This window comes from Streptomyces indicus, assembly GCF_900100315.1.
In the GTDB taxonomy this organism is placed as follows: Bacteria; Actinomycetota; Actinomycetes; order Streptomycetales; family Streptomycetaceae; genus Streptomyces; species Streptomyces indicus.
The window spans coordinates 282,784-305,867 of sequence record NZ_FNFF01000002.1 but is presented as its reverse complement, the minus strand read 5'-3'; the positions used below and the strand labels follow the sequence as shown (position 1 = coordinate 305,867).

Genomic DNA, 23,084 nt, shown 5'->3' with positions numbered 1-23,084 from the left:
CGGACCGGGCCGGCCCCGGTCTCACTTGCCCAGCGGCAGGGGCAGCGGAAGCGGCAGGCCGCCCGTGGGCAGGCCCGTGGGAAGGCCGGTCGGCAGGCCGGCGGGGAGCGCAGGCAGCGGCAGCGCGGGCAGCGGAAGACCGGTGGCCGGCAGGCCCGCGACCGGCGCGCCCGGCTTCGTGAGCAGGTCCGTCAGACCCGGCAGCAGCTTCGATACGTCGCCGAGGCCGAGCTTCGCGAGCAGCGGCCCGAGACCGACCTTCACGAGGAGGTCGACGACGATCTTGGTGGAGACCTCCACCGACGCGGTCAGCTTCGCCAGATCGCCCTTGGCCGCGGCGTCCACGATGACCTTGACCTGGGCCTCCAGCTTCTTGGTGGCCTCGTCCACCGCCTCCTTCGGGTCCACGGCCTCCGCCTTCGGCGCCTCGGCCACCGGCTCCGGGTCCACCGCGCTGGTCGCCGCGATCAGCTCCATGACCGCGTGGTCGAGCTGGGTGCGGTGGCTTTCGTCGTACGTGCCCTCGGCGCCGTTCTTGGCGGCCTCGTCGATCGCCGCGTACAGCGCGTCCAGGCTGCGCTGGACCCGGCGCTCGGTCTCGCTGTCGACCGGCGCGGTCGCGGCGGCCGGCGCGGCGGCGAGGGCGGGGGAGGCGCTGAGCACGGCGGCGCCGCCGGCCAGGGAGACGGTGACGGCGAGGGCGGTGAGGGTTCTGGTGACTCGCATGGGGAGAGTGCCTTTCGGGAGATGAGCGGGGGACATTCGGTGGGGGAGCGGGCAACGCGAGGGGCCGGCCGCGGCCGACCCGGACTCCGGCCGGATCACGGGAACTTGGGCAGTCCCCCGAACGGCGCGGGCGGGAAGGCCGGCAGCCCGGGGACGGCGGCCGGTGCGGGCGGCAGACCGCCGAAGGGGGCGGTGGGCGCCGACGGGAAGAGCGGCAGCGACGGGAACGCGGCCGGCTTCGCGGGCTGAGCGGGCGGGAAGCCGGGGAACAGCGGAGGCGCGGTCGGGGTGGAGGGCACCGGCGGCGGCAGCACGGGCGGTTGCGTGGAGCCGTCCCCGGTCTCCTCGGCCTCCGCATCGGCGCCGGTCTCGGTGCCGGTGTCGCCCGCGTCCGCGGTCGGGTCCGCCGGGTCGGCCGGTTCCGTCGCCTCGTCCTCACCGGGCTCCGGCGGAGGCGGCAGCTGGTCGAGGAAGGAGCCGAGGCCCGCGGCTTGAAGCAGCTCGTCCGTCAGCTTCGGGATCTTCGTCTTGGCGTCCGCGGCCGTCAGCACGTCGCCGTTGAGCGCCGCCTCCTGCAACCGCTGGATCTCCTTCTTGAGCTTGATCCGGGCCGGGCCCACGGGCCAGTCGTCGGCGCCTTGGCCGCCGTCCTCCTCGCCGAGCACGGTCTCGATCTCGCGGTCGATCTCCGCGAGCCAGAAGGGGTCGGCCACCCCGAGGTTGGTGAGCGGCGAGGCGCTCAGCCCCTCCACCGCCTCCATCAGGTCCTCGAGGTCGACGGGCACGGACGGCGCCTCGGGCGCGGCCGGGCGCTCCGGCAGCGAGGGGCGGTCGGGGAGCGAGGGGCGGCCCGGCTTGCGGGGCCGCTCGGGCAGGGCGGGCCGTTCCAGCGCGGCCGGCCTTTCGGCCGCGGCGGGACCGGCCGCGGGCGGGGTGCCGTCCGGGCCCGGTGCGGAGAACGCGTGTGCCGCGGCCACGCCCGGCAGTCCCAGCGCCAGCGCACAGACACACGCGCCGACCGTGAGCGGCAGCGTCCCGCGCCACCTGCGCGGTGCCTTCTTCACCCGGTGCGCCGTCAGGGGCTTCGCCCGGTGCGCCGTCATTGGGAAGTCCTCTCGACAAGGGTCGCCGGAGGCCCGGCGCTCGTTACGGCCACCCTCGAAGCGCCGTACACACTCCGCAACCAGACAGATGCGGAGCGTGGCCATACGGGTGTACGAGGCGGCCTGCCGGGCGACGGCGTTAGGGTCGAGCGCGCACACGGCAAGGAGCAGGGCGCGCACGCGGCAGCAAGGTGCGCGCGCAGGACGAGCGAGGCGGGGCGGGCAGATGGACATTCCGGCGAACGGGACGGCGGGCGCGTACGGCGAACCGCAGGGCTGGCCCGCCAACGAACTCGAAGAGGTGCTCGCCGCCTCCCTCGGCGCCGGACCCGCGGCGGCCGGCCGCATCCTCGAAGTGCTCGGCCGCAGCTTCGTCTGGGTGCCGCTGCCCAACGGCGGCGGGCGCGGCAGCCGGAACCTCGACGTGCCGACGCTCGAACTCCAGGGCCAGGCCTACGTGCCGGTCTTCAGCTCGCAGCAGCAGTTGGCGCAGGTCACCGGGCCCGCCATGTCCTTCACCATCGCGCCCGCCGTGGACTTCGCGCGCGGCCTGCCGCCCCAGGTGGGCATCGCCGTGAACCCCGACGGCGCGGTGGGCATCCCGCTGCCGCCCGCGGCCGTCGCCGAACTGTGCCGGGCCGGCCGCACCCCGCTCGACGGGCCGGCGAGCGGCGGACGCGTACGCCTCTACGAGCCGGACTGGCAGGAGGACCCGGTCGACTTCCTGCGCGCCGCGTCCGAGGAGTTCGAGGCCACCGGCGTGGTGCTCTCCGCGCGCCGCTGTCTCGCCGCGATCGAGACCGCCGACCCCGTGCTCTTCGTCGGCGTCGAACTCGCGCACTGGGAGGGCCCGGACCGCAACCTGCCGATGGACGCCCTCGGCCGCGCGCTCGGCCGGATCGCACCGCCCTGGCCGGTGAACCTGGTCCTCCTGGACGTGGCCCAGGACCCGGTGGGCGACTGGATGACCGAGAAGGTCCGCCCGTTCTACCGCCGCGAGCCCGCCTGAGCCCCACCGCACGCGGCGGCTTGATCCGTACGACCCCGTACGATCCGGCCGCGCGCGTCCCGCCGCCGCGAGGGCCGACGCGAATTACGTCACGGGGAGCGTCAAGTCGGTGTCAGGACCGCCGCATAAGCTGGTTACATAGCCCGGGCCGGTACGTGCCGCAGTGACGGACGAACCGGTACGGGGCAGGACAACGGGGCGAAGGGGCGGTCAAGAGTGAGTGCGTCGGGCACGGCTGCGGCCGGGCAGGTCGAGCACATGCTGCGCCAGGTGACACCCGGGCGGTACGACGCGTACGAGGCGCTGCTCCAGGCCATCACCGATGGCCGGATCTGGATGCTGCTCTGGCACGGCCAGGCCGGCTCGCCGGACGCCCAGTACGGGAACATGGAGGTCGACGGTTTCTCGTACGCCCCCTGTGTGACCTCCGCCCAGGAGCTCGCCGCCTCCGGCTGGAACAGGGCGCACGAGGTCGTCTCCGGACTCGACGTCGCGCACACCCTCTACCCCGACCACTACGGCCTGTGGCTGAACCCGCACGCCCCGGGCGGCGGCGTCGGTGTCCCGTGGCTGGATCTGCGCCGTATCGCCACTGGACTCGCGAAGGTGCCGGCCGGACCGCTGCGGCTGACCGAGCCTGCCATCGACATCCCGCAGTTCTACGCCCAGCTCAGCCAGAACGCGCACCGCACCCCCGCGGTCCGCTCGCTGCGCCGCGCCTGGGTGCAACCCGCGCTGGGCGCCCCGTACTTGGCGATCGGCCTCGACGTGTACGACACCTCCCCGGCGGCCGTCGACTCGGTGCGCGTGATGATGCAGCAGTCCATCGCCTCCGTCCCGGACGGCCTGCCGGTCTCCACGGTCGCGATGTCCGACGAGTACGACCCGGTCACGATGTGGCTGCGCGCCAACTCCCGCCCGTTCTACGACCGCGAGGCACACGGACCCGCGGCAGGCGGCGGATACGGGTATCCGCCCGTCGGCTGAGCCGCACACCCGTCCCCCGGCCGGGACGGGCCTGCGCCCGCTGACGGTGAGCGGCCGTCGGCGCTGAGTGAGCGGAACCGGCGAATCCGCCCCATCGCAGGGAATCTGCGCTGGTTGGGGCGCCATGTCCCGTACGTGACCGATTTGTTGGGGCCCTGGGTCTCATCTAGGTATCACCGCTATGCGGACCATTCTCCGTTGTGAGCGGTGACTGTAGTGTGCGGCGCAGTTCAAGATCCCGGCATTCGCCGAACTCAGGGGTGGAGCAATGCGAATACTGAAATCCCGTGGTGCGCGTATGGCCACGGCGGCCGTCGCGGCCACGCTGGTCGTCACCGCGTGCGGCAGCGACCGCGACAAGGGCGGCGACGAAGGCAAGGGCAAGGACGACACGTTCGTCTTCGCCGGCGCCGGCGACCCGGCCTCTCTCGACCCTGCGCTCGCGAGTGACGGTGAGACCTTCCGCGTCACGCGTCAGGCCTTCGAGGCGCTGATCGAGCACGAGCCGGGCGGCTCGAAGATGGTCGGCGGCCTCGCCGAGAAGTGGTCCTCCAACCCGGAGGGCACGGTCTGGACCTTCAACCTGCGCCAGGGCGTCAAGTTCCACGACGGCGAGGCGTTCAACGCCGCGGCCGTCTGCGCGAACTACGACTACTGGTTCAACTGGAAGGGCACGTACCAGAACTCGGCGGTCTCCTACTACTGGCAGACCATCATGGGCGGCTTCGCGAAGAACGAGGACAAGGAGACGCCGAAGGCGAACTACAAGTCCTGCACCGCGAAGGACGAGAACACCGCCGTCATCGAGGTCAACGAGCCCTCCGCGCAGCTGCCCGGCGGCTTCTCGCTGCAGGCGCTCGCCATCCACTCGCCGAAGTCGCTCAAGACCTTCGCGAGCCAGGAGGCCACCGCCAAGGACGACGCGATCACGTACCCGAAGTACAGCCAGGAGGCCGGTGCTCTCGCCGGTACCGGCCCGTACAAGTACAAGTCGTGGAACAAGGGCAACAAGGAAGTCACGCTCGAGCGCTTCGACGACTACTGGGGCGAGAAGGCCAAGGTCAAGAACCTGGTCTTCCGTACCATCGACACCGAGGAAGGCCGTCGCGACGCCCTTCGTGCCGGTGACATCGACGGCTACGACCTCGTCTCGCCCGCCGACGTGAAGACCCTCGAGGGCGAGGGCTTCCAGGTCCCGACCCGTGACGTCTTCAACCTGCTCTACGTGGGCATGTCGCAGGGCAAGAACCCGGCCCTGAAGAAGCCCGAGGTCCGCAAGGCCATCGCGCACGCCCTGGACCGCGAGAACCTCGTCAAGACCCAGCTGCCCGAGGGCGCCAAGGTCGCGACGCAGTTCATGCCGGACACCATCGCGGGTCACACCGACAAGGTCGCCAAGTACGAGCACTCGACCGAGAAGGCCAAGTCGCTCCTCAAGGACGCCGGCGAAGAGAACCTGAAGATCGAGTTCTGCTACCCGACCGAGGTCACCCGGCCGTACATGCCGAACCCGCAGGACCTCTTCGAGCTCATGAAGAACGACCTCGAGAAGGCCGGCATCAAGGTCACCCCGAAGCCGCTCAAGTGGAACCCGGACTACACCGACGCCACCGAGGCCGGCGCCTGCGCCCTGCACATGCTGGGCTGGACCGGTGACTTCAACGACGGCTTCAACTTCATCGGCACCTGGTTCGCCGCGAAGTCCAAGCAGTGGGGCTTCGACGACAAGAAGCTCTTCGAGGCCGTGAACGCCGGCTCGAAGGAGGGCGACCCCGCCGCCCGCGTCGCCGCGTACGAGGCCGCCAACGTCGCGCTCATGGACTACGTCCCGGGCGTTCCGATCTCGTCCTCGCCGCCGGCGATCGCCTTCGGCAAGAACGTGAACCCGCCGAAGGTCTCCCCGCTGACGCAGGAGAACTTCGCCGAGGTCTCCTTCAAGTAAGCACACCTCGCAGGGTCCGCCCGGCCACAGAACCTCAGGTGGCCGGGCGGACCTGCATCTCCCCACACAGATCCACGTAGAAACACTCAGAAAGGGGCACGCGGGGTGTTGCGACTTGTCATACGCAGACTGCTACAGCTCATACCCACCCTGCTCGGCCTGTCGGTTCTGCTCTTCCTGTGGCTGAACCGACTGCCCGGCGGACCCGCCTCAGCGATCCTGGGCGAGCGGGCGACCGAAGCCGATGTGGCGCGCATCAACCGGGCGTTGGGGCTCGACCAGCCGGTCTACGTCCAGTACTGGCGGTTCCTCAAGCGCATCGCCGAGCTCGATCTCGGCACCTCCACGCAGACCGGTCAGCCGGTCTGGGACGAGTTCACGCTGCGCTTCCCGGCCACCGTCGAACTCTCCATCGCCGCCATGATCATCGCGGTGGTCGTCGGTGTGCCGCTCGGCTACCTCGCCGCCCGCAAGCGCGGCGGCTGGCTCGACGTGGCCAGCGTCTCGGGTTCGCTGGTCGGCATCTGCATCCCGGTCTTCTTCCTCGCCATGATCCTGCGCGGGATCTTCTCGGTGGAGCTGGGCATCTTCCCGTCGTACGGACGTCTGTCCACCGGGATCGACGCCACCAGCGTGACCGGGCTCGCGACACTCGACGGCATCCTCACGGGCGAGTTCGACGCCACGTGGGACGCGATCATGCACCTGATCCTGCCCGCCATCACCCTGGCCTCGATCCCGCTCGCCGTGATCGTCCGGATGACCCGGGCCAGCGTGCTCGAAGTGGTCGGCGAGGACTACATCCGCACGGCCGTCTCGAAGGGTCTCGAGCAGAAGGTCGTCCGCGGCCGGCACATCCTGCGCAACGCGCTGCTGCCCGTCATCACCGCCATCGGTCTGCTGACCGGTTCGCTGCTCTCCGGTGCCGTGCTCACCGAGTCCGTGTTCACCTTCGGCGGCATCGGCTCCTTCATCCGCACCGCGATCGACGCCCGCGACTACCCGGTGCTCGTCGGCTTCATCATGTTCATCGCCATGATCTACGTGCTGATCAACCTGCTGGTCGACCTTGCGTACAGCCTCATCGACCCGAGAGTGCGGGTGCACTGACATGACCACCAGCACCAAAACGGCCAAGATCGACCGGCTGGCCGAACTCACCGCGCAGAACGAGACCACCAGCGGTGCCAGCCTGTGGCGCGAGGCCTTCCGGCGCCTGAAGACCAACAAGATGGCCATCATCGGCGCCGCCATCATCGCCGTGTTCATCGTGATGGCGATCGTCGGGCCGTGGCTCGCCCCGCACAGCGCCACCGCGCTGACGTGGAAGAGCGAAGTCCTGGTCAACCAGGGCAAGTTCGTGGACTCCCCGCGCGGCGGGAACTGGTTCGGCCTCGACCACCTCGGCCGCGACACCTTCTCGCGCTTCCTGATCGGCGCCCGCCAGACCCTGCTCGTCGGTGTCGTCTCGATGCTGATCGGTCTGATCGTCGGTGCCGTCATCGGCGCCGCGTCGGGCGCGGCGGCGACGCTCGGCGGCCGGCTCGGGCAGAAGATCGACACCGTCATCATGCGTGTCGTCGACATGATGCTGGCGCTGCCGTCGCTGCTCCTCGCGGTCTCCATCGCGGCCGTCATGGGCCAGTCCCTGACCACTGTGATGATCGCCGTCGGTGTCGTGCAGATCCCGATCTTCGCGCGTCTGCTGCGCGGTTCGATGCTCGCGCAGGGCAGCAAGGACTACGTGCTCGCGGCCCAGTCGCTCGGCATCCGCAAGCGCCGCATCGTCGTCACCAACATCCTGCCGAACTCGCTCAGCCCGGTGATCGTCCAGGCGACGCTCTCGCTCGCCACCGCGATCATCGAAGCCGCGGCCCTGTCCTACCTCGGCCTCGGCAACCCGGACCCGGCGGTCCCCGAGTGGGGCGTCATGCTCTCCCAGGCGCAGCGCTTCTTCGAGCACGCGCCGATGATGGCGGTCTACCCGGCGGTCGGGATCATCATCACCGCCCTCGGCTTCACGCTCCTCGGCGAGGCCATGCGAGAAGCGCTCGACCCGAAGTTGCGAGGCTGATCTGCCATGGCACTGCTTTCCGTTGACGAACTGACCGTCACCTTCGGCGCCCGCGGACGCGAGTCCAAGGCGGTCGACGGCGTCTCCTTCGACGTCGACCAGGGCCAGGTCGTGGGCCTCGTGGGCGAGTCGGGCTGCGGCAAGTCCGTGACCTCGCTCGCCCTGATGGGCCTGCTGCCCGACAAGGGCGTCAAGCTCGGCGGCCGCGCCGACTTCGACGGCAACAACCTGCTCACCATGAGCCGGCGCGAACTCCGCGACATGCGCGGCAGCCAGATGGCGATGATCTTCCAGGACCCGCTGTCCTCGCTGAACCCGGTCGTGCCGATCGGCATCCAGGTCACCGAGATCCTCCAGCGCCACCGCGGCCTGAAGGGCGAGGCCGCCCGCAAGGAAGCGGCGCACCTGCTCGACCGCGTGGGCATCCCGGACCCGGCCCGCCGGCTCAAGGAGTACCCGCACCAGCTCTCCGGCGGTATGCGCCAGCGCGCGCTGATCGCCATGGCCGTGGCCTGCGCCCCGCGCCTGCTGATCGCGGACGAGCCGACCACCGCGCTCGACGTCACCATCCAGGCGCAGATCCTGGAGCTCCTCAAGGAGCTGGTGGACGAGGAGGGCACCGCGCTCCTGATGATCACCCACGACCTGGGTGTCGTCGCCGGCCTGTGCGACCAGGTCAACGTGCTGTACGCGGGCAAGGTGGTGGAATCCGCGGACCGCCACGAGCTGTTCGCCCACCCGATGCACCCGTACGCACACGGCCTGCTCGAATCGATCCCGCGGCTCGACGCGCCGCGCGGCGAGCCGCTCAAGCCGATCCGCGGGTCCATCAACGACCGCATCGCCTGGGCCGAGGGCTGTGCCTTCGCGCCCCGCTGCGACTACTACACGATGGAGTGCCTGACCGGCACTCCCGCCCTGACCGAGCCCGCCGCGGCCGGCCACCAGGTCCGGTGCGTCAACCCCGTACGGGAGCCTGTCGAGATCGCCACGCTCGACGCCGGCGACGCCACCGTGACGGCACACGGAGGGAAGAACGCATGAGCCTCCTCGAACTGAACGACGTCAAGGTCCACTTCCCCATCAAGAAGGGCCTGTTCGTCGACCGCACGGTCGGCTACGTCTACGCGGTCGACGGCATCTCCCTGAAGGTCGAGGCCGGCCAGACCTACGGCCTCGTGGGGGAGTCGGGCTGCGGCAAGACCACCCTCGGGCGTGCCGTGCTGCGCCTGGTCGACATCACCAGCGGTGAAGTCGTCCTGGACGGCACGGACTTGGCCTCGCTGCCCGACAAGGACATGCGCACGATGCGGCGCCGGCTCCAGATGGTCTTCCAGGACCCGCTGGGCAGCCTCAACCCGCGCCAGAACATCGAGTCGATCCTCTCCGAGGGCATGGCCGCGCACGGCATCGGCGCCAACCAGGAGGAGCGGCGCGAGAAGATCCGCGCGATCCTCGCCAAGGTGGGGCTGCCGTCCAACGCCCTGTCGCGTTACCCGCACGAGTTCTCGGGCGGTCAGCGTCAGCGCATCGGCATCGCGCGCGCCCTGGTCCTGGAGCCGGACGTGATCATCTGCGACGAGCCGGTCTCCGCGCTCGACGTGTCGATCCAGGCACAGGTGGTCAACCTGCTCGACGAGCTCCAGGAGGAGCTGGGCCTGACGTACGTCGTCATCGCCCACGACCTCGCGGTCGTCCGGCACATCTCCGATGTCATCGGCGTGATGTACCTGGGCTCGCTGGTCGAGGAGGCGCCGAGCGACGACCTGTACGCGGCGCCGAAGCACCCGTACACCAAGGCCCTGATGTCGGCGGTGCCGATTCCGGACCCGACGGTGGAGGAGGCGCGCGAGCGCATCCTGCTCACCGGCGACCTGCCCTCGCCCGCCAACCCGCCGTCCGGCTGCCGCTTCCACACCCGCTGCCCCTGGGCCCAGCCCAAGTGCAAGGAGGAGCGTCCGCAGCTCCGGGAGGTCGGCGAAGGCCACCGGGTGGCCTGCCACTTCGTGGAGGACATCGAGTCCGGCCTGCTCCAGATCGGCACCGAGCGCGCGGCCGTGGTGCCCGCGGCCCGTACGGAGCAGGACGCCGTCGAGGAGGCCGTGGCCAAGTCGGCCGGGACCAAGGCGGCTCTGGAGGCGGAGGACGCGGAGGCGATGGCGGACGGGGACGCCGACGTCACGCCGGCGGACGCGCGGTCCGAGGCGGAAGCGGAATCCGAAACGGAATCCGGACCGGCCGCCTCCGACGCGGACGAGGCTCCGGCTTCGGACGCGGACGAGACCTCGGCCTCCGACGCGGACGAGGCCCCCGCCTCCGGCGCCGACGAAACCCCCGAGTCCGCCGCCCCGGCTGAAACCGCCCCGGCCGAAACCGACCCGGCCGAAACCACCCCGGCCGAAACCGACTCGACAGAATCGGCGAAGGACTCCAGCGCGCGCGGCGCGTAACACCGTCACACCCCGCCGGCCCCGACCGGCACCACAGAAGCCCCCGGGATCTCCCAGAGATTCTCCCGGGGGCTTCGTGCTGCTCATGACACCTCTGCGCCCAACCGGTGCTCCCAGCACAGGAATTACGGTTGCGCAAACTTCCTGGCCGCCCTCTGGCGCGTGATCTTGATCACAATGAACACTCCCCGAAGGCAAGCGAATGTTCAGGCCAATCCCCATCTCAGAGGGAGGTCCGACGCGCGTGACCGCACCAATCGAGACCACATCGGCGAGCGCCGAGGCGCAGCCGGAAGCCGTGCTCGCCGGAGCCGGGCGCAGCCAGATCGAGGGCCGTTCGCTCGGCCAGATCGCCTGGACCCGGTTCAAGCGCGACAAGGCGGCGGTGGCCGGGGGCATCGTCGTGGTCTGTCTCGTGCTCATGGCCGCCCTGGCCAAGCCGATCCAGGCGGTCTTCGACCTGGACCCGAACAAGTTCAACCAGGACCTCGTCGACCCCGCGCTCCAGGCGCCCAAGGGGCCTTGGGGCGGGATGAGTTGGGAGCACCCGCTCGGTGTCGACCCCGGCTTCGGGCGCGACCTGCTCGCCCGTGTCATCGAGGGCTCATGGGTCTCGCTGCTCGTCGCGGTTGGGGCGACCCTGGTCTCCGTCCTGATCGGCGTGATCCTCGGTGTGGTCGCCGGCTACTACGGCGGCTGGGTCGACAGTGTGGTCAGCCGGCTCATGGACACCTTCCTGGCGTTCCCGCTGCTGCTGTTCGCGATCTCGCTCTCGGCCTCGGTGCAGGACGGCTTCTGGGGGCTGACGGGGCTCCCGCTGCGGATCGCCGTCCTGATCTTCGTCATCGGCTTCTTCGCCTGGCCCTACATCGGCCGGATCGTCCGGGCGCAGACGATGAGCCTGCGCGAGCGGGAGTTCGTGGAGGCGTCGCGCTCGCTCGGCGCGCGCGGCCCGTTCATCATCTTCCGCGAGCTGATGCCGAACCTGGTGGCGCCGATCCTCGTGTACGCCACGCTCCTCATCCCGACCAACATCCTCTTCGAGGCCGCGCTCAGCTTCCTCGGCGTGGGCATCGCCCCGCCGCAGGCCTCGTGGGGCGGCATGCTCACGGACGCCGCGGACCGCTACGAGGCCGACCTCCAGTACATGTTCGTGCCCGGCCTCGCGATCTTCATCACCGTCCTCGCCTTCAACCTTCTCGGGGACGGGCTGCGCGACGCCCTCGACCCCCGGAGCAAATAGTCCACGTCCCCAGGCAGCGACATGCAGCTCACGGCAGCGACATGCACCTGCAGGCAGCGATTCAGGAGGCAGCCTCAGCATGAAGACCAAGAAAGTCACGGCCGTTCTCGCGACGGCACTGACCCTCGCGCTCACCGCGTCCGCATGCGGCGGCTCCGACGACGACGGTGACGGCAACAAGAAGAACGGCAAGAGCAACGCCGTCGCCGACGCCGCACTCGAGTCGATCGTGAACGAGTCCTCCGAGAAGGGCGGCACGGTCAAGTACGAGCACTCCGACGTTCCCGACTCGCTCGACCCCGGCAACACGTACTACGGCTGGGTGCAGAACTTCTCGCGCCTGTACGGCCGCACGCTCACCACCTTCAAGCCGGCCGCCGGCGCCGAGGGCCTCGAAGTCGTGCCGGACCTCGCCGAGTCGCTCGGCGAGCCGAGCGCGGACGCCAAGACCTGGACGTACAAGTTGCGCAAGGGCGTGAAGTTCGAGGACGGGACCGAGGTCACGTCCAAGGACGTCAAGTACGCCATCCAGCGCTCCAACTTCGCGCCGGAGGCGCTGTCCAACGGGCCGACCTACTTCAAGGCGTACCTGGTGGGCGGCGACAAGTACAAGGGTCCGTACAAGGACAAGAGCCCTGAGGGCATCAAGTCCATCGAGACCCCGGACGACCACACGATCGTCTTCAAACTCAACAAGCCCTTCGCGGACTTCGACTACCTCGCGACCTTCTCGCAGACGGCCCCGGTGCCGCAGGCCAAGGACAAGGGCGCGTCGTACGTGCAGAACATCGTGTCCTCGGGCCCGTACAAGTTCGAGTCGTACAACGAGGGCCGCAGCGCCGTCCTCGTGCGCAACGAGCAGTGGGACCAGAAGACCGACCCGGTCCGCAAGGCGCTCCCCGACCGCATCGAGGTCAAGTTCAAGGTCAACCCGACCACGGTCGACCAGCACCTGCTCAACGACCAGATCACCGTGGACGCGGCCGGCACCGGCGTGCAGTCCAAGACCCAGCCGAAGGTCCTCAAGGCCTCCGAGAAGAACCAGACCGACAACCCGTACGCCGGTGCGACCTCGTATCTGGCGATGTCGGTGAAGGTGGCGCCGTTCGACAACATCGAGTGCCGCAAGGCCGTCCAGTACGCGGTCGACAAGGCCTCGGTGCAGCAGGCGCTCGGCGGCGACACCAAGGGTGACGTGGCCACCACGCTGCTCCCGCCGTCGGTCAACGGCTACACGAAGTTCGACACGTACCCGAGCGAGGGCAACAAGGGCGACGAGGCCAAGGCCAAGGAGCACCTGAAGGCCTGCGGCCAGCCGAACGGCTTCACCACCAACCTCTCGGCGCGCTCCGACCGTCCGGACGAGATCGCCATGGCCACCGCCATCAAGGCCTCCCTGGAGCGGGTCGGCATCAAGGCCGAGATCAAGCAGTTCCCCTCCGGCAAGTACTTCGCCAACTTCGCGGGCAACCCGTCCTACGTCCACGAGCACAAGCTCGGCCTGATGATGATGGCCTGGGGCGCCGACTGGCCCACCGGCTTCGGCTTCCTCGACCAGATCGTCAACGGCTCCGCGATCAAGCCCTCCGGCGGCAACAACCTGATGGAGCTCGACGACCCCAAGGTCAACCAGGCCCTGGCCGACGGCATCGGCATGACGGACGCCGAAGAGCGCACCAAGAAGTGGGGCGAGGTCGACAAGCTGGTCATGGACACCGCCTCCGCGGTGCCGCTGATCTACCGCAAGAACCTGCTCTACCGCCCCGACTCGGCGACCAACGTCACGGTCACCCAGGCGTATCTGGGCATGTACGACTACCTGCTGCTCAGCACGTCCAAGAAGTAGCGCCGCCTGCGCCAACTCCCCGTCCGCTCAAGGGAATTCGGAAAGGCAGGTGAAGGCATCGGCGTCCGCCGGGCCGGGTGAAGGGACCCGGTCCGGCGGCGCCCGCGCCGCGCCACTGTGACCGCGTATCTCATCCGCCGGCTCTTCGCCGCGCTGATGCTCCTGTTCGTCGTCAGCGCCGTGACCTTCGCGATCTTCTTCCTCGTGCCCAGGCTCGGCGGCCAGTCGATCGACGAGCTGGCCGTGCAGTACGTCGGCAAGGACGCGAACCCCGAGTCGGTCGCGGCCGTGAAGAAGAACCTCGGCCTCGACCAGCCGCTGATCGTGCAGTACGCCGACTTCATCAAGGCGATCTTCGTGGGCGCCGAGTACAAGTTCGGCCCCGACGCCTCGACCTGCGACGCCCCCTGCTTCGGCTACTCGTTCAAGACGCATGTCGAGGTCTGGCCCGAGATCACCCAGCGCATCCCGATCACCCTGTCCCTCGCGGTCGGCGCGGCCGTCCTGTGGGTGGTCTCCGGCGTCACCATCGGCGTCATCTCGGCCCTGAATCGCGGCACCTTCGTGGACCGCCTCGCGATGACCGTCGCGCTGCTCGGCGTCTCGCTGCCGATCTTCTTCACCGGTCTGCTCGGCCTCGCGCTCTTCACCTCGCAGTGGCCGATCTGGGAGAGCGTGGACTACATCCCGATCACCGAGGACCCCGGTGAATGGTTCTGGAACCTGATCATCCCGTGGTGCTCCCTCGCCTTCCTCTACTCGGCACTCTACGCCCGGCTCACCCGCGCCGGAATGCTGGAGACGATGGGCGAGGACTACATCCGCACGGCCCGCGCCAAGGGACTGCGCGAGTCCAAGGTCGTCACCAAGCACGGTCTGCGCGCGGCCCTCACCCCGATCGTCACCATCTTCGGCATGGACTTCGGCCTCCTCGTGGGCGGCGCGATCATCACCGAACAGGTCTTCTCGCTCCAGGGGATGGGCGCGTACGCGGTGCAGGCCGTCAAGGACAGCGATCTGCCGATCGTCATGGGCGTCACGCTGGTCGCCGCGTTCTTCATCGTCTTCTGCAACCTGATCGTGGACCTGCTGTACGCGGCCATCGACCCCCGGGTGAGGTACTCGTGAGCGAACTCGAATCCACCGTGGGCCGCTCGTCGGTGCCGGGTCCGCGGACCGAGGACGACGTCTTCCTCTCCGTACGGGATCTGCGCATCCACTTCGACACGGACGACGGCCTGGTCAAGTCGGTCGACGGGATCTCCTTCGACGTACGGCGCGGACGCACCCTCGGCATCGTCGGCGAATCCGGCTCGGGAAAGTCGGTGACCTCGCTCGGCATCATGGGCCTGCACCGCTCGCGCCGGGCCCGGATCACCGGTGAAGTCTGGCTGGACAGCGACGAGTTGATCGCCGCGAGCGAGGACTTCGTCCGCCGCCAGCGCGGCCGCAAGATGGCCATGATCTTCCAGGACCCGCTTTCCGCGCTGCACCCGTACTACACGGTGGGCGCGCAGATCACCGAGGCCTACCGGGTGCACCACCCGGTGTCCAAGGCGGTGGCGAAGGCCCGCGCGATCGACATGCTCGACCGCGTCGGCATCCCTGAACCGCACAAGCGCTACGCGGGCTATCCGCACGAGTTCTCCGGCGGCATGCGCCAGCGCGCGATGATCGCGATGGCCCTGGTCAACAACCCCGAACTGCTCATCGCCGACGAGCCGACCACCGCGCTCGACGTCACCGTGCAGGCGCAGATCCTGGACCTGATCCGCGACTTGCAGAAGGAGTTCGGCTCCGCCGTCATCGTGATCACCCACGACCTGGGCGTGGTGGCAGAGATGGCGGACGACCTGCTGGTGATGTACGCGGGCCGGTGCGTGGAGCGGGGCACGGCCGAGCAGGTCTTCGAGTCCCCCCAACACCCGTACACCTGGGGCCTGCTGGGCTCGATGCCGCGGATCGACCGGGCCCAGACCGAACGCCTCGTCCCCGTCCGCGGCACCCCGCCCAGCCTGATCAACGTCCCCGACGGGTGCCCCTTCCACCCGCGCTGTCCGTACGCCGACATCCCCGAGGACAACGTGACCCGCACCGTACGGCCCGAGCTGCGCGAGACCGTGGGCAGCGGGCACTTCACGGCCTGCCATCTGCCGCAGGAGGAGCGGACCCGGATCTGGACCGAGGAGGTCGAGCCGAAGCTGTGAGCGACGATGCGACGGACCTGACGAAGCGCACCGATGCCCCCGCGACGACCGAACCGCTCCTCAAGGTCGAGGGACTGGTCAAGCACTTCCCCATCAAGAAGGGGGTGCTCCAGCGCACGGTCGGCGCGGTGCAGGCCGTGGACGGCATCTCCTTCGACGTCCGCCAGGGCGAGACCCTCGGCGTGGTGGGGGAGTCGGGCTGCGGCAAGTCCACCATGGGCCGGCTGATCACCCGGCTGCTCGAACCGACCGGCGGGCGGATCGAGTTCGAGGGCAAGGACATCACGCATTTGTCCGTGGGCGAGATGCGCCCGCTACGCAAAGACGTCCAGATGATCTTCCAGGATCCGTACTCCTCCCTGAACCCGCGGCACACGATCGGCACGATCGTGGGGGCGCCGTTCCGGCTCCAGGGCGTGACCCCCGAGGGCGGGGTCAAGAAGAGCGTCCAGGACCTGCTCTCGCTGGTCGGCCTCAACCCCGAGCACTACAACCGCTATCCGCACGAATTCTCCGGCGGCCAGCGCCAGCGCATCGGCATCGCCCGCGCGCTCGCCCTCAAACCGCGCCTGGTCGTGGCCGACGAGCCGGTCTCCGCCCTCGACGTGTCCATCCAGGCCCAGGTGGTCAACCTGCTCGACGACCTCCAGGATGAGCTCGGTCTCACGTACGTGATCATCGCCCACGACCTCTCGGTCATCCGCCATGTCTCCGACCGCATCGCGGTGATGTACCTGGGCAAGATCGTCGAACTCGCCGACCGGCAGCCGCTGTACGAGCGGCCGATGCACCCGTACACCAAAGCGCTGTTGTCGGCGGTCCCGGTGCCCGACCCCAGGCGCCGCCAATCGGCCCGCGCGTCGCGGATTCTGCTGCGCGGCGACGTGCCCTCCCCGATCTCCCCGCCGTCCGGCTGCCGCTTCCACACGCGGTGCTGGAAGGCCACCGCGGTCTGCAAGTCCACCGAGCCGCCGCTGGTCGAGCTGGCCCCGTCGCACCGCGTGGCCTGCCACCACCCGGAGAACGCACCGGACCAGGTCCCCACGGACACGGAACCACTGGCGGGGACACCGGCCGAGGACGCCCGTGAGGTGCCGGCGGCGGACGGCGCGCCACCCGGCTGACCGGCTCATCGGTCGTGCGGGACGGCCCGGCTCCGGCAGGACCGCGCCCTCCCGCACGTCACAATGAACCGTGCTGCACGACCTCTTCTCCCCCTCCGTCCAACACGGCCTCGACCTCGCCGGCATCTTCGTCTTCGCGATCTCCGGCGCGCTCCTGGCCGTGCGCAAGAACTTCGACGTCTTCGGCATCGCCGTGCTCGCCGAGGTCACCGCCCTCGGCGGCGGACTCTTCCGCGACCTGATGATCGGCGCCGTGCCGCCCGCCGCGTTCACGGACCTCGGCTACTTCGTGACCCCGCTCTTCGCCGCGGCGCTCGTCTTCTTCCTGCACCCCCAGGTCGAGCGGATCAACCGTGCGGTGAACACCTTCGACGCGGCCGGCCTCGGCCTGTTCTGCGTCACCGGCACCACGAAGGCGTACGAGTACGGGCTCGGGCTCACCTCGTCGGCGGCCCTGGGCCTGGCCACCGCGGTCGGCGGCGGCGTGCTGCGCGACGTGCTCGCCAACGAGGTGCCCTCGCTGCTGCGCTGGGACCGCGACCTCTACGCGGTGCCCGCGATGGTCGGCGCCGGCATCGTGGTGCTCTGCATCCGTTACGACGCCCTCAACACCTTCACCATGGGCACCGCGGTCATCACCGCCTTCGTCCTGCGCCTGCTCGCGATGCGCTACCACTGGCGGGCACCGCGGGCGTGGAACCGCAGGTCGCATGCGCAGGAGGAGACGGCCTGACCGGTCTGCCGTGCAGCCGGGCCTGCGTACCCCGACACAAAGCTACCGCTCAGTAGCAACCTGATGTACCGTGCACGACATGACTCAGGGAACGTCCGCACAGGCCACCATCGGCGACAGCGAGTTCGACCGCGACACCGCGGTGACCCTGCGCGAGCCCGGTGTGTACGACACCGAGCTCTCCGCCGGCTGGACGATCATCAACGCCGTCAACGGCGGCTACCTGCTCGCCGTCATCGGCCGCGCGCTCGGCCAGGCGCTGCCGCACCCGGACCCGTTCACGGTCTCGGCGCACTACCTCACCGCCTCGCAGCCGGGCCCGGCCGTCATCCGCACGGAGACGGTCCGCAGCGGCCGCACCCTCTCCACCGGCCAGGCCTCGCTCTTCCAGTACGACGAGGAGGGCCGCGAGGTGGAGCGCATCCGCGTCCTCGCCTCGTACGGAGACCTCGACGCGCTCCCCGACGACGTCCGCACCTCCGCCGCCCTGCCCGCCATCCCGCCCGTGGACCAGTGCTTCGGCCCGCAGGACGCCCCGGCGCCCATCAAGGGCAGCACCGCGATCACCGACCGGCTCTGGCTGAAGCTGGACCCGGCCACGCTCGGCTGGGCGCTCGGCGCGCCCTCCGGCAAGGGCGAGATGCGCTCGTGGTTCGGCCTGGCCGACGGCCGCGACGCGGACCCGCTGTCCCTGCTCCTCGCGGTCGACGCCCTGCCGCCCACCGCCTTCGAACTCGGCATCCAGGGCTGGGTCCCCACGGTCGAGCTCACGGTCCACGTCCGCTGCCGCCCCGCGCCGGGCCCGCTCCGTATCGCCATCTCGACCCGCAACCTGGCCGGCGGCTTCCTGGAGGAGGACGCCGAAGTCTGGGACAGCGCCGACCGCTTGGTGGCCCAGTCGCGCCAGTTGGCGCGCACGCCGTTGGGGCGGTAACTCAGCCCCTGCAGCGTTTGAGCAGATCCGGCCGGAGGCCGGATGCGGGGTCCGGGGCGGAGCCCCCGCCCGCGGCGGAGCCGCAAATCAATACAGCGGGAAGGGGCGGGGAGGGGGTAAAGCCCGCCGCAGGTGCAACGGCCCTGCACCCGTGCGCCGGACATACCCCCACCCACCGCCTCGTAGAATCAAACGCACCATGGCCTATCTCGACCACGCCGCGACCACCCCGATGCTGCCGGAAGCGATCGAGGCGCTTACGAACCAGCTCACCGTCGTCGGCAACGCCTCCGCACTGCACGCCGCCGGCCGCCAGGCCCGCCGCACGGTCGAGGAGGCGCGCGAGACCCTCGCCGCGGCCCTCGGCGCCCGGCCCAGCGAGGTGGTCCTCACCTCCGGCGGCACCGAGGCCGACAACCTCGCCGTCAAGGGCCTGTACTGGGCCCGCCGCGACGCGGACCCCGCGCGCACCCGCGTCCTCGCCAGCCCTGTCGAGCACCACGCCGTGCTCGACGCCGTGCACTGGCTCGCCGAGCACGAGGGCGCGACGGTCGAGTACCTGCCGGTGGACGCGTACGGCCGGGTGCACCCCGAAGCGCTGCGCGAGGCGATCGAGCGCAACCCCGACGATGTCGCCCTCGCCACGGTCATGTGGGCCAACAACGAGATCGGCACCGTCATGCCGGTGCACGAACTCGCCGAAGTCGCCCAGGAGTTCGGCATCCCGCTGCACTCCGACGCCGTGCAGGCCTTCGGCCAGCTCGACGTGGACTTCGCCGCGTCCGGACTCGCCGCCATGACCGTCAGCAGCCACAAGATCGGCGGCCCGTACGGCATCGGCGCGCTGCTGCTCGGCCGCGACCAGACCCCCGTCCCCGTGCTGCACGGCGGCGGCCAGGAGCGCCAGGTCCGCTCCGGCACCCTCGACGTGCCCGCCGCGGCCGCCTTCGCCGTGGCCGCGCAGACCGCCGTCGAGCGCCGCGAGCGCTTCGCCGCGGAGATCGGCGGCCTGCGGGACGCGCTGATCGAGGCCGTACGCGAGGCCGTCCCGGACGCGATCCTCGGCGGCGACCCCGAGCACCGCCTCCCGGCCAACGCCCACTTCACCTTTCCCGGCTGCGAGGGAGACTCCCTGCTGCTGCTGCTCGACGCGGCGGGCATCGCCTGCTCCACGGGCTCGGCCTGCACGGCCGGCATCGCCCAGCCCAGCCACGTACTGCTCGCCACCGGCACCGACCCGGACCTGGCCCGCGGCACCCTGCGCTTCTCCCTCGGACACACCTCGACCCGCGCCGACGTGGACGAGGTGGCGAAGGCGATCGGCCCGGCGGTGGAACGGGCCCGGGCGGCCGGCCTCAGCTGAGCCGGGCGGCCGGGCTCACCGCTCGGCAGCGGTCGTGGACTTCGGCCGGCTCGCCGCCCTCCGGATCAGCTCCATGTACCGGTCCCAGTCCCAGTGCGGCCCCGGATCCGTGTGCGTGGCGCCCGGGACCTCGTTGTGGCCGACGATGTGCTCGCGGTCGATCGGGATGTCGTAGCGCCCGCAGATGTCCGCGGCCAGGCGCGCCGAGGACTCGTACATCGCCTTGGTGAAGGACGAGGGCCGGTCGACGAAGCCCTCGTGCTCGATGCCGACGCTGTGCTCGTTGTACGAGCGGTTGCCCGCGTGGAAGGCCACGTCCAGCTCGCGCGCCATCTGCGTGATCTCGCCGTCCCTGGCGCGGATCACATAGTGCGCGGCCGCCGCGTGCGCCGGGTCGCGGAACACCTTGATCGCCGTGGCATAGCTGCCCTGGGTCACATGGACGACGATCTTGTCGATCTCGTAGTCCGCCGGCCGGTCCGCGAGCCGCAGATTGGCCGCCGAGGCCGCCACCCAGCGGGCTCCCGGCTGATCCACCTCGCCCTCGGTGCGCTGCTTGTCCACCCCCGGGATCTGCCACCACAGCCGCCCGAGCTCCTCGCGGAAGGCGAGCGCGCTGACCCCGGCCGCCACGGTCACACCCGTGGCGACGAGCAGCCCGCGGCGCGGGACGCCCTCGCCCTTGTCGCCCTTGGCCCGGTCCTGGCCCACGGCCACCCCCGTTCTTCACAGATGCCGTGCTGATGTCTTGCTGATGTCCGTATCGAGACCCGCTGGTCTCCCGGGGGAGCTGTGCTCGTCTCCTGATGGAGCCGCGCTGATCTCCGTACAGAGAAACGGGTGGAAGGCGGCCATTGGTTCCGGCTTACCCTGGAGGGGTTATGACTGAGACTCCTGCCGAGCCCCGCCGCCTCCGTGTCCTCGCCGCCATGTCCGGCGGTGTGGACTCCGCCGTCGCCGCCGCCCGCGCCGCCGAGGCGGGCCACGACGTGACCGGCGTCCACCTGGCGCTCTCGGCGAACCCGCAGTCCTTCCGCACCGGCGCCCGCGGCTGCTGCACCATCGAGGACTCCCGCGACGCCCGCCGCGCCGCCGACGTCATCGGCATCCCCTTCTACGTATGGGATCTCGCCGAGCGCTTCCGCGAGGACGTGGTCGAGGACTTCATCAGCGAGTACGAGGCGGGGCGCACCCCGAACCCGTGCCTGCGCTGCAACGAGAAGATCAAGTTCGCCGCGCTGCTCGACAAGGCGCTCGCGCTCGGCTTCGACGCCGTGGCCACCGGCCACTACGCGCAGGTGATCACCCGCGAGGACGGCACGCGCGAGCTGCACCGCGCCTCCGACATGGCCAAGGACCAGTCGTACGTGCTCGGCGTCCTGGACGACCGGCAGCTGGCGCACGCGCTCTTCCCGCTCGGCGACACCGTCACCACCAAGGACGAGATCCGCGCCGAGGCCGAGCGCCGCGGGCTCGCGGTGGCCAAGAAGCCCGACAGCCACGACATCTGCTTCATCGCCGACGGGAACACCCAGGGCTTCCTTGCCGACCGGCTCGGCAAGGCCGAGGGCGACATCGTCGACGAGTCGGGGGAGAAGGTCGGTACGCACGAGGGTGCGTACGGCTTCACGATCGGCCAGCGCAAGGGCCTCAGGATCGGCACGCCCGCGCCGGACGGCAAGCCGCGCTATGTGCTCGACATCTCGCCCGTGAACAACACGGTGACGGTCGGCCCCGCGGCCGCGCTCGACGTCACCGCGCTGACCGCGATCAAGCCGCGCTGGTGCGGCACCGCACCCGTCGGCGAGGGCCGCTACACCGCCCAGCTGCGGGCGCACGGCGACGAGACCCCGGTGACCGCCGAGCTCGTGGACGGCGAGCTGCGTGTGGTCTTCGACGAGCCCGTACGCGGCGTGGCGCCCGGTCAGGCGGTCGTCCTGTACGACGGCACGCGCGTGGTCGGCTCGGCCACCATCGCCGCCACCACGCGGGCGACGGCGGCGGTCTGAGCAACTCCCCTCTCGGGCGGGGGAGTTGCCGCCCCTCACGCGTGCGCGTAGAACCCCGCGAGCACCGGCGCAAGCACGTCCGGGTCCACCATGTGGGTCTGCCCCTCCAGGGTGAGGTGGCGGCCCGCGCGGGCCGAACGGGCGACCAGGTCGGCCGAGGCGCCCATCCACTCGAAGCTCGCCGCGCCGTTCACCACGAGCAGCGGCACGTCGATCTGCGAGATCCGGTCGACCGGCACGAGGCTGTCGCCGAGCACCGCGTAGTCGTACGCGATCGTCGGCGCGAGCGCCTCCCACTCGTCCCACAGCGGCGAGCGCCTGAGCTGCTCGATGACCTCGGCCGGTGCGCCGGTGCCCGAGATGAAGTGCGCCACGGCGGCGTCGCGCCGGCCCTCGGCCAGCAGCGCGCGCAGCCGGTCCGCCTGCTCCTGGCGGGCCGCGACGCCGATCTCGTCGAGTGTCAACGGCGGTTCGTAGCCCGACACATGGGTCACCGGCAGGCCGCAGGCCGCCGCCTCGAAGGCGAGCGCGGCCCCCGAGGAGTTGCCGTGCAGGGCGGCGCGGCCGCCCACGGAGTCGATGACCGCGGCGAGGTCGTCCACCTCTCTGGCGACCGCGTACGGCAGGGTGTCACCGCTGTTGCCCCGGCCTCTGCGGTCGTACGTCACCGCTGTGCAGCCGAGGGACGCGAGCCGCTCGGCGAGCGGCCGGTCCTCGGTGATGCCGGTGCACAGGGCGCCGGCGACGAGGATGACGACCGGGCCACCGGTGCCGAACCGTTCGTAGGCGATGGGGGTTCCGTCGGCCGACAGAACTTTTCCAAGGGTGTCCATGACGGTGCAGACTCCGGCCGTCACCGGAACTCATCGCCGCGCCGCGAAAAACTTCGGCGGATCCCGGAGACTCCCTCAACCACCCGCCCTGACCTGCGAGTTCAGTCGATGCCGAGTCGCCGGAAATTCTTCTACGAGGCTTCCTCGGTCTCGTAGAAGCAGAAGTGCCCCTTGATCGCGGCGACTTCGGGCTTCGGGTCGGGGTACGCCCAGACCGTGTCCTGCCTGCCGGGCAGCGACCAGTAGGAGGCGGTGCCCTTGAACGGGCAGAACGTGTGGGTCTCGGATGCGGTCAGCAGGTCCGTACGGACGTCCTCCGGCGGCAGGTAGTAGCGCACCGGGCAGCCGGTCTCGCGCAGCACGAGCGGGCGGTCGCTCTCCGCGACGACCTGTCCGTCGTGCACCACGCGCACCCGCTGCGTGCCCTGCTCGACGGTGATCGTGTGTCCCTGGCTCACTGTGCGTCCTCCTCGGCGGTCGGTGGAATACTCCATGGGGGAG

At 70.3% G+C, this 23,084-nt stretch carries 21 protein-coding genes; 16 read left to right on the top strand and 5 right to left on the bottom strand.

The window, feature by feature from the left end; translation table 11 throughout:
* Nucleotides 1-21 precede the first annotated feature (21 nt).
* On the bottom strand, nucleotides 22-726 hold the full coding sequence (locus BLT97_RS07880; RefSeq protein ID WP_093608041.1) for a hypothetical protein: 705 nt from the start codon (nucleotides 724-726) through the stop codon (nucleotides 22-24).
* A gap of 95 nt (nucleotides 727-821) precedes the next feature.
* Entirely contained in the window at nucleotides 822-1,829 is a 1,008-nt protein-coding gene (locus BLT97_RS07875; protein WP_093608040.1) for a hypothetical protein, read from the bottom strand.
* Nucleotides 1,830-2,055: 226 nt separating this feature from the next.
* Between BLT97_RS07875 and BLT97_RS07870 the strand changes: the two genes are divergently transcribed.
* From BLT97_RS07870 to BLT97_RS07800, 15 genes are all read left to right on the top strand, one after another.
* The gene (locus BLT97_RS07870) at nucleotides 2,056-2,838 is read left to right on the top strand and encodes an enhanced serine sensitivity protein SseB (RefSeq protein ID WP_093608039.1); all 783 of its coding nucleotides are present in this window, start codon (nucleotides 2,056-2,058) and stop codon (nucleotides 2,836-2,838) included.
* A gap of 216 nt (nucleotides 2,839-3,054) precedes the next feature.
* Complete coding sequence (locus tag BLT97_RS07865) at nucleotides 3,055-3,825, top strand: enhanced serine sensitivity protein SseB C-terminal domain-containing protein (RefSeq protein ID WP_093608038.1); 771 nt, start codon at nucleotides 3,055-3,057, stop codon at nucleotides 3,823-3,825.
* A 268-nt stretch (nucleotides 3,826-4,093) separates the two neighbouring features.
* A complete protein-coding gene (locus BLT97_RS07860; RefSeq protein ID WP_093608037.1) occupies nucleotides 4,094-5,767 on the top strand; it encodes an ABC transporter substrate-binding protein in 1,674 nt (557 codons plus the stop codon).
* A gap of 105 nt (nucleotides 5,768-5,872) precedes the next feature.
* Complete coding sequence (locus BLT97_RS07855; protein ID WP_093608036.1) at nucleotides 5,873-6,877, top strand: ABC transporter permease; 1,005 nt, start codon at nucleotides 5,873-5,875, stop codon at nucleotides 6,875-6,877.
* 1 nt (nucleotide 6,878) lies between these two features.
* Complete coding sequence (locus BLT97_RS07850; RefSeq protein ID WP_093608035.1) at nucleotides 6,879-7,841, top strand: ABC transporter permease; 963 nt, start codon at nucleotides 6,879-6,881, stop codon at nucleotides 7,839-7,841.
* 6 nt (nucleotides 7,842-7,847) lie between these two features.
* Complete coding sequence (locus BLT97_RS07845) at nucleotides 7,848-8,885, top strand: ABC transporter ATP-binding protein (RefSeq protein WP_245769205.1); 1,038 nt, start codon at nucleotides 7,848-7,850, stop codon at nucleotides 8,883-8,885.
* Nucleotides 8,882-10,291 (top strand): ABC transporter ATP-binding protein, encoded by a 1,410-nt coding sequence (locus tag BLT97_RS07840; protein WP_093608034.1) that lies wholly within the window; start codon nucleotides 8,882-8,884, stop codon nucleotides 10,289-10,291. Before BLT97_RS07845 ends, BLT97_RS07840 begins: the two co-directional genes overlap by 4 nt.
* A gap of 244 nt (nucleotides 10,292-10,535) precedes the next feature.
* Nucleotides 10,536-11,534: an ABC transporter permease gene (locus BLT97_RS07835; RefSeq protein ID WP_093608033.1), complete on the top strand. Its 999-nt coding sequence runs from the start codon at nucleotides 10,536-10,538 to the stop codon at nucleotides 11,532-11,534.
* A gap of 79 nt (nucleotides 11,535-11,613) precedes the next feature.
* The gene (locus BLT97_RS07830) at nucleotides 11,614-13,380 is read left to right on the top strand and encodes an ABC transporter substrate-binding protein (RefSeq protein ID WP_093608032.1); all 1,767 of its coding nucleotides are present in this window, start codon (nucleotides 11,614-11,616) and stop codon (nucleotides 13,378-13,380) included.
* Between the two features lie 117 nt (nucleotides 13,381-13,497).
* Complete coding sequence (locus BLT97_RS07825; RefSeq protein ID WP_093608031.1) at nucleotides 13,498-14,508, top strand: ABC transporter permease; 1,011 nt, start codon at nucleotides 13,498-13,500, stop codon at nucleotides 14,506-14,508.
* Nucleotides 14,505-15,587, top strand: coding sequence for an ABC transporter ATP-binding protein (locus BLT97_RS07820; RefSeq protein ID WP_093608030.1), 1,083 nt, complete (start codon nucleotides 14,505-14,507; stop codon nucleotides 15,585-15,587). Before BLT97_RS07825 ends, BLT97_RS07820 begins: the two co-directional genes overlap by 4 nt.
* Nucleotides 15,584-16,711: an ABC transporter ATP-binding protein gene (locus BLT97_RS07815; protein ID WP_093608029.1), complete on the top strand. Its 1,128-nt coding sequence runs from the start codon at nucleotides 15,584-15,586 to the stop codon at nucleotides 16,709-16,711. Before BLT97_RS07820 ends, BLT97_RS07815 begins: the two co-directional genes overlap by 4 nt.
* A 70-nt stretch (nucleotides 16,712-16,781) precedes the next feature.
* Nucleotides 16,782-17,444, top strand: coding sequence for a trimeric intracellular cation channel family protein (locus tag BLT97_RS07810; protein WP_093608028.1), 663 nt, complete (start codon nucleotides 16,782-16,784; stop codon nucleotides 17,442-17,444).
* A 79-nt stretch (nucleotides 17,445-17,523) separates the two neighbouring features.
* Nucleotides 17,524-18,378 carry a thioesterase family protein gene (locus tag BLT97_RS07805; protein ID WP_093608342.1) on the top strand — a complete coding sequence of 285 codons (855 nt, stop codon included), beginning with the start codon at nucleotides 17,524-17,526 and terminating at the stop codon, nucleotides 18,376-18,378.
* A 199-nt stretch (nucleotides 18,379-18,577) separates the two neighbouring features.
* Nucleotides 18,578-19,741: a cysteine desulfurase family protein gene (locus BLT97_RS07800; protein WP_093608027.1), complete on the top strand. Its 1,164-nt coding sequence runs from the start codon at nucleotides 18,578-18,580 to the stop codon at nucleotides 19,739-19,741.
* Nucleotides 19,742-19,756: 15 nt separating this feature from the next.
* Here the strand turns inward: BLT97_RS07800 and BLT97_RS07795 are convergent, their stop codons facing one another.
* Nucleotides 19,757-20,452, bottom strand: coding sequence for an N-acetylmuramoyl-L-alanine amidase (locus tag BLT97_RS07795; RefSeq protein ID WP_176953712.1), 696 nt, complete (start codon nucleotides 20,450-20,452; stop codon nucleotides 19,757-19,759).
* Between the two features lie 170 nt (nucleotides 20,453-20,622).
* Here BLT97_RS07795 and mnmA point away from each other — a divergent pair, with 170 nt between their 5' ends.
* Complete coding sequence (gene mnmA / locus BLT97_RS07790) at nucleotides 20,623-21,750, top strand: tRNA 2-thiouridine(34) synthase MnmA (RefSeq protein ID WP_093608025.1); 1,128 nt, start codon at nucleotides 20,623-20,625, stop codon at nucleotides 21,748-21,750.
* A gap of 35 nt (nucleotides 21,751-21,785) precedes the next feature.
* Here mnmA and BLT97_RS07785 read toward each other — a convergent pair whose 3' ends face one another.
* Both BLT97_RS07785 and BLT97_RS07780 read right to left on the bottom strand, forming a co-directional pair.
* A complete protein-coding gene (locus tag BLT97_RS07785) occupies nucleotides 21,786-22,583 on the bottom strand; it encodes an alpha/beta fold hydrolase (RefSeq protein WP_093608341.1) in 798 nt (265 codons plus the stop codon).
* Between the two features lie 131 nt (nucleotides 22,584-22,714).
* Nucleotides 22,715-23,041: a DUF427 domain-containing protein gene (locus tag BLT97_RS07780; RefSeq protein ID WP_245769204.1), complete on the bottom strand. Its 327-nt coding sequence runs from the start codon at nucleotides 23,039-23,041 to the stop codon at nucleotides 22,715-22,717.
* Between the last annotated feature and the right edge of the window lie 43 nt (nucleotides 23,042-23,084).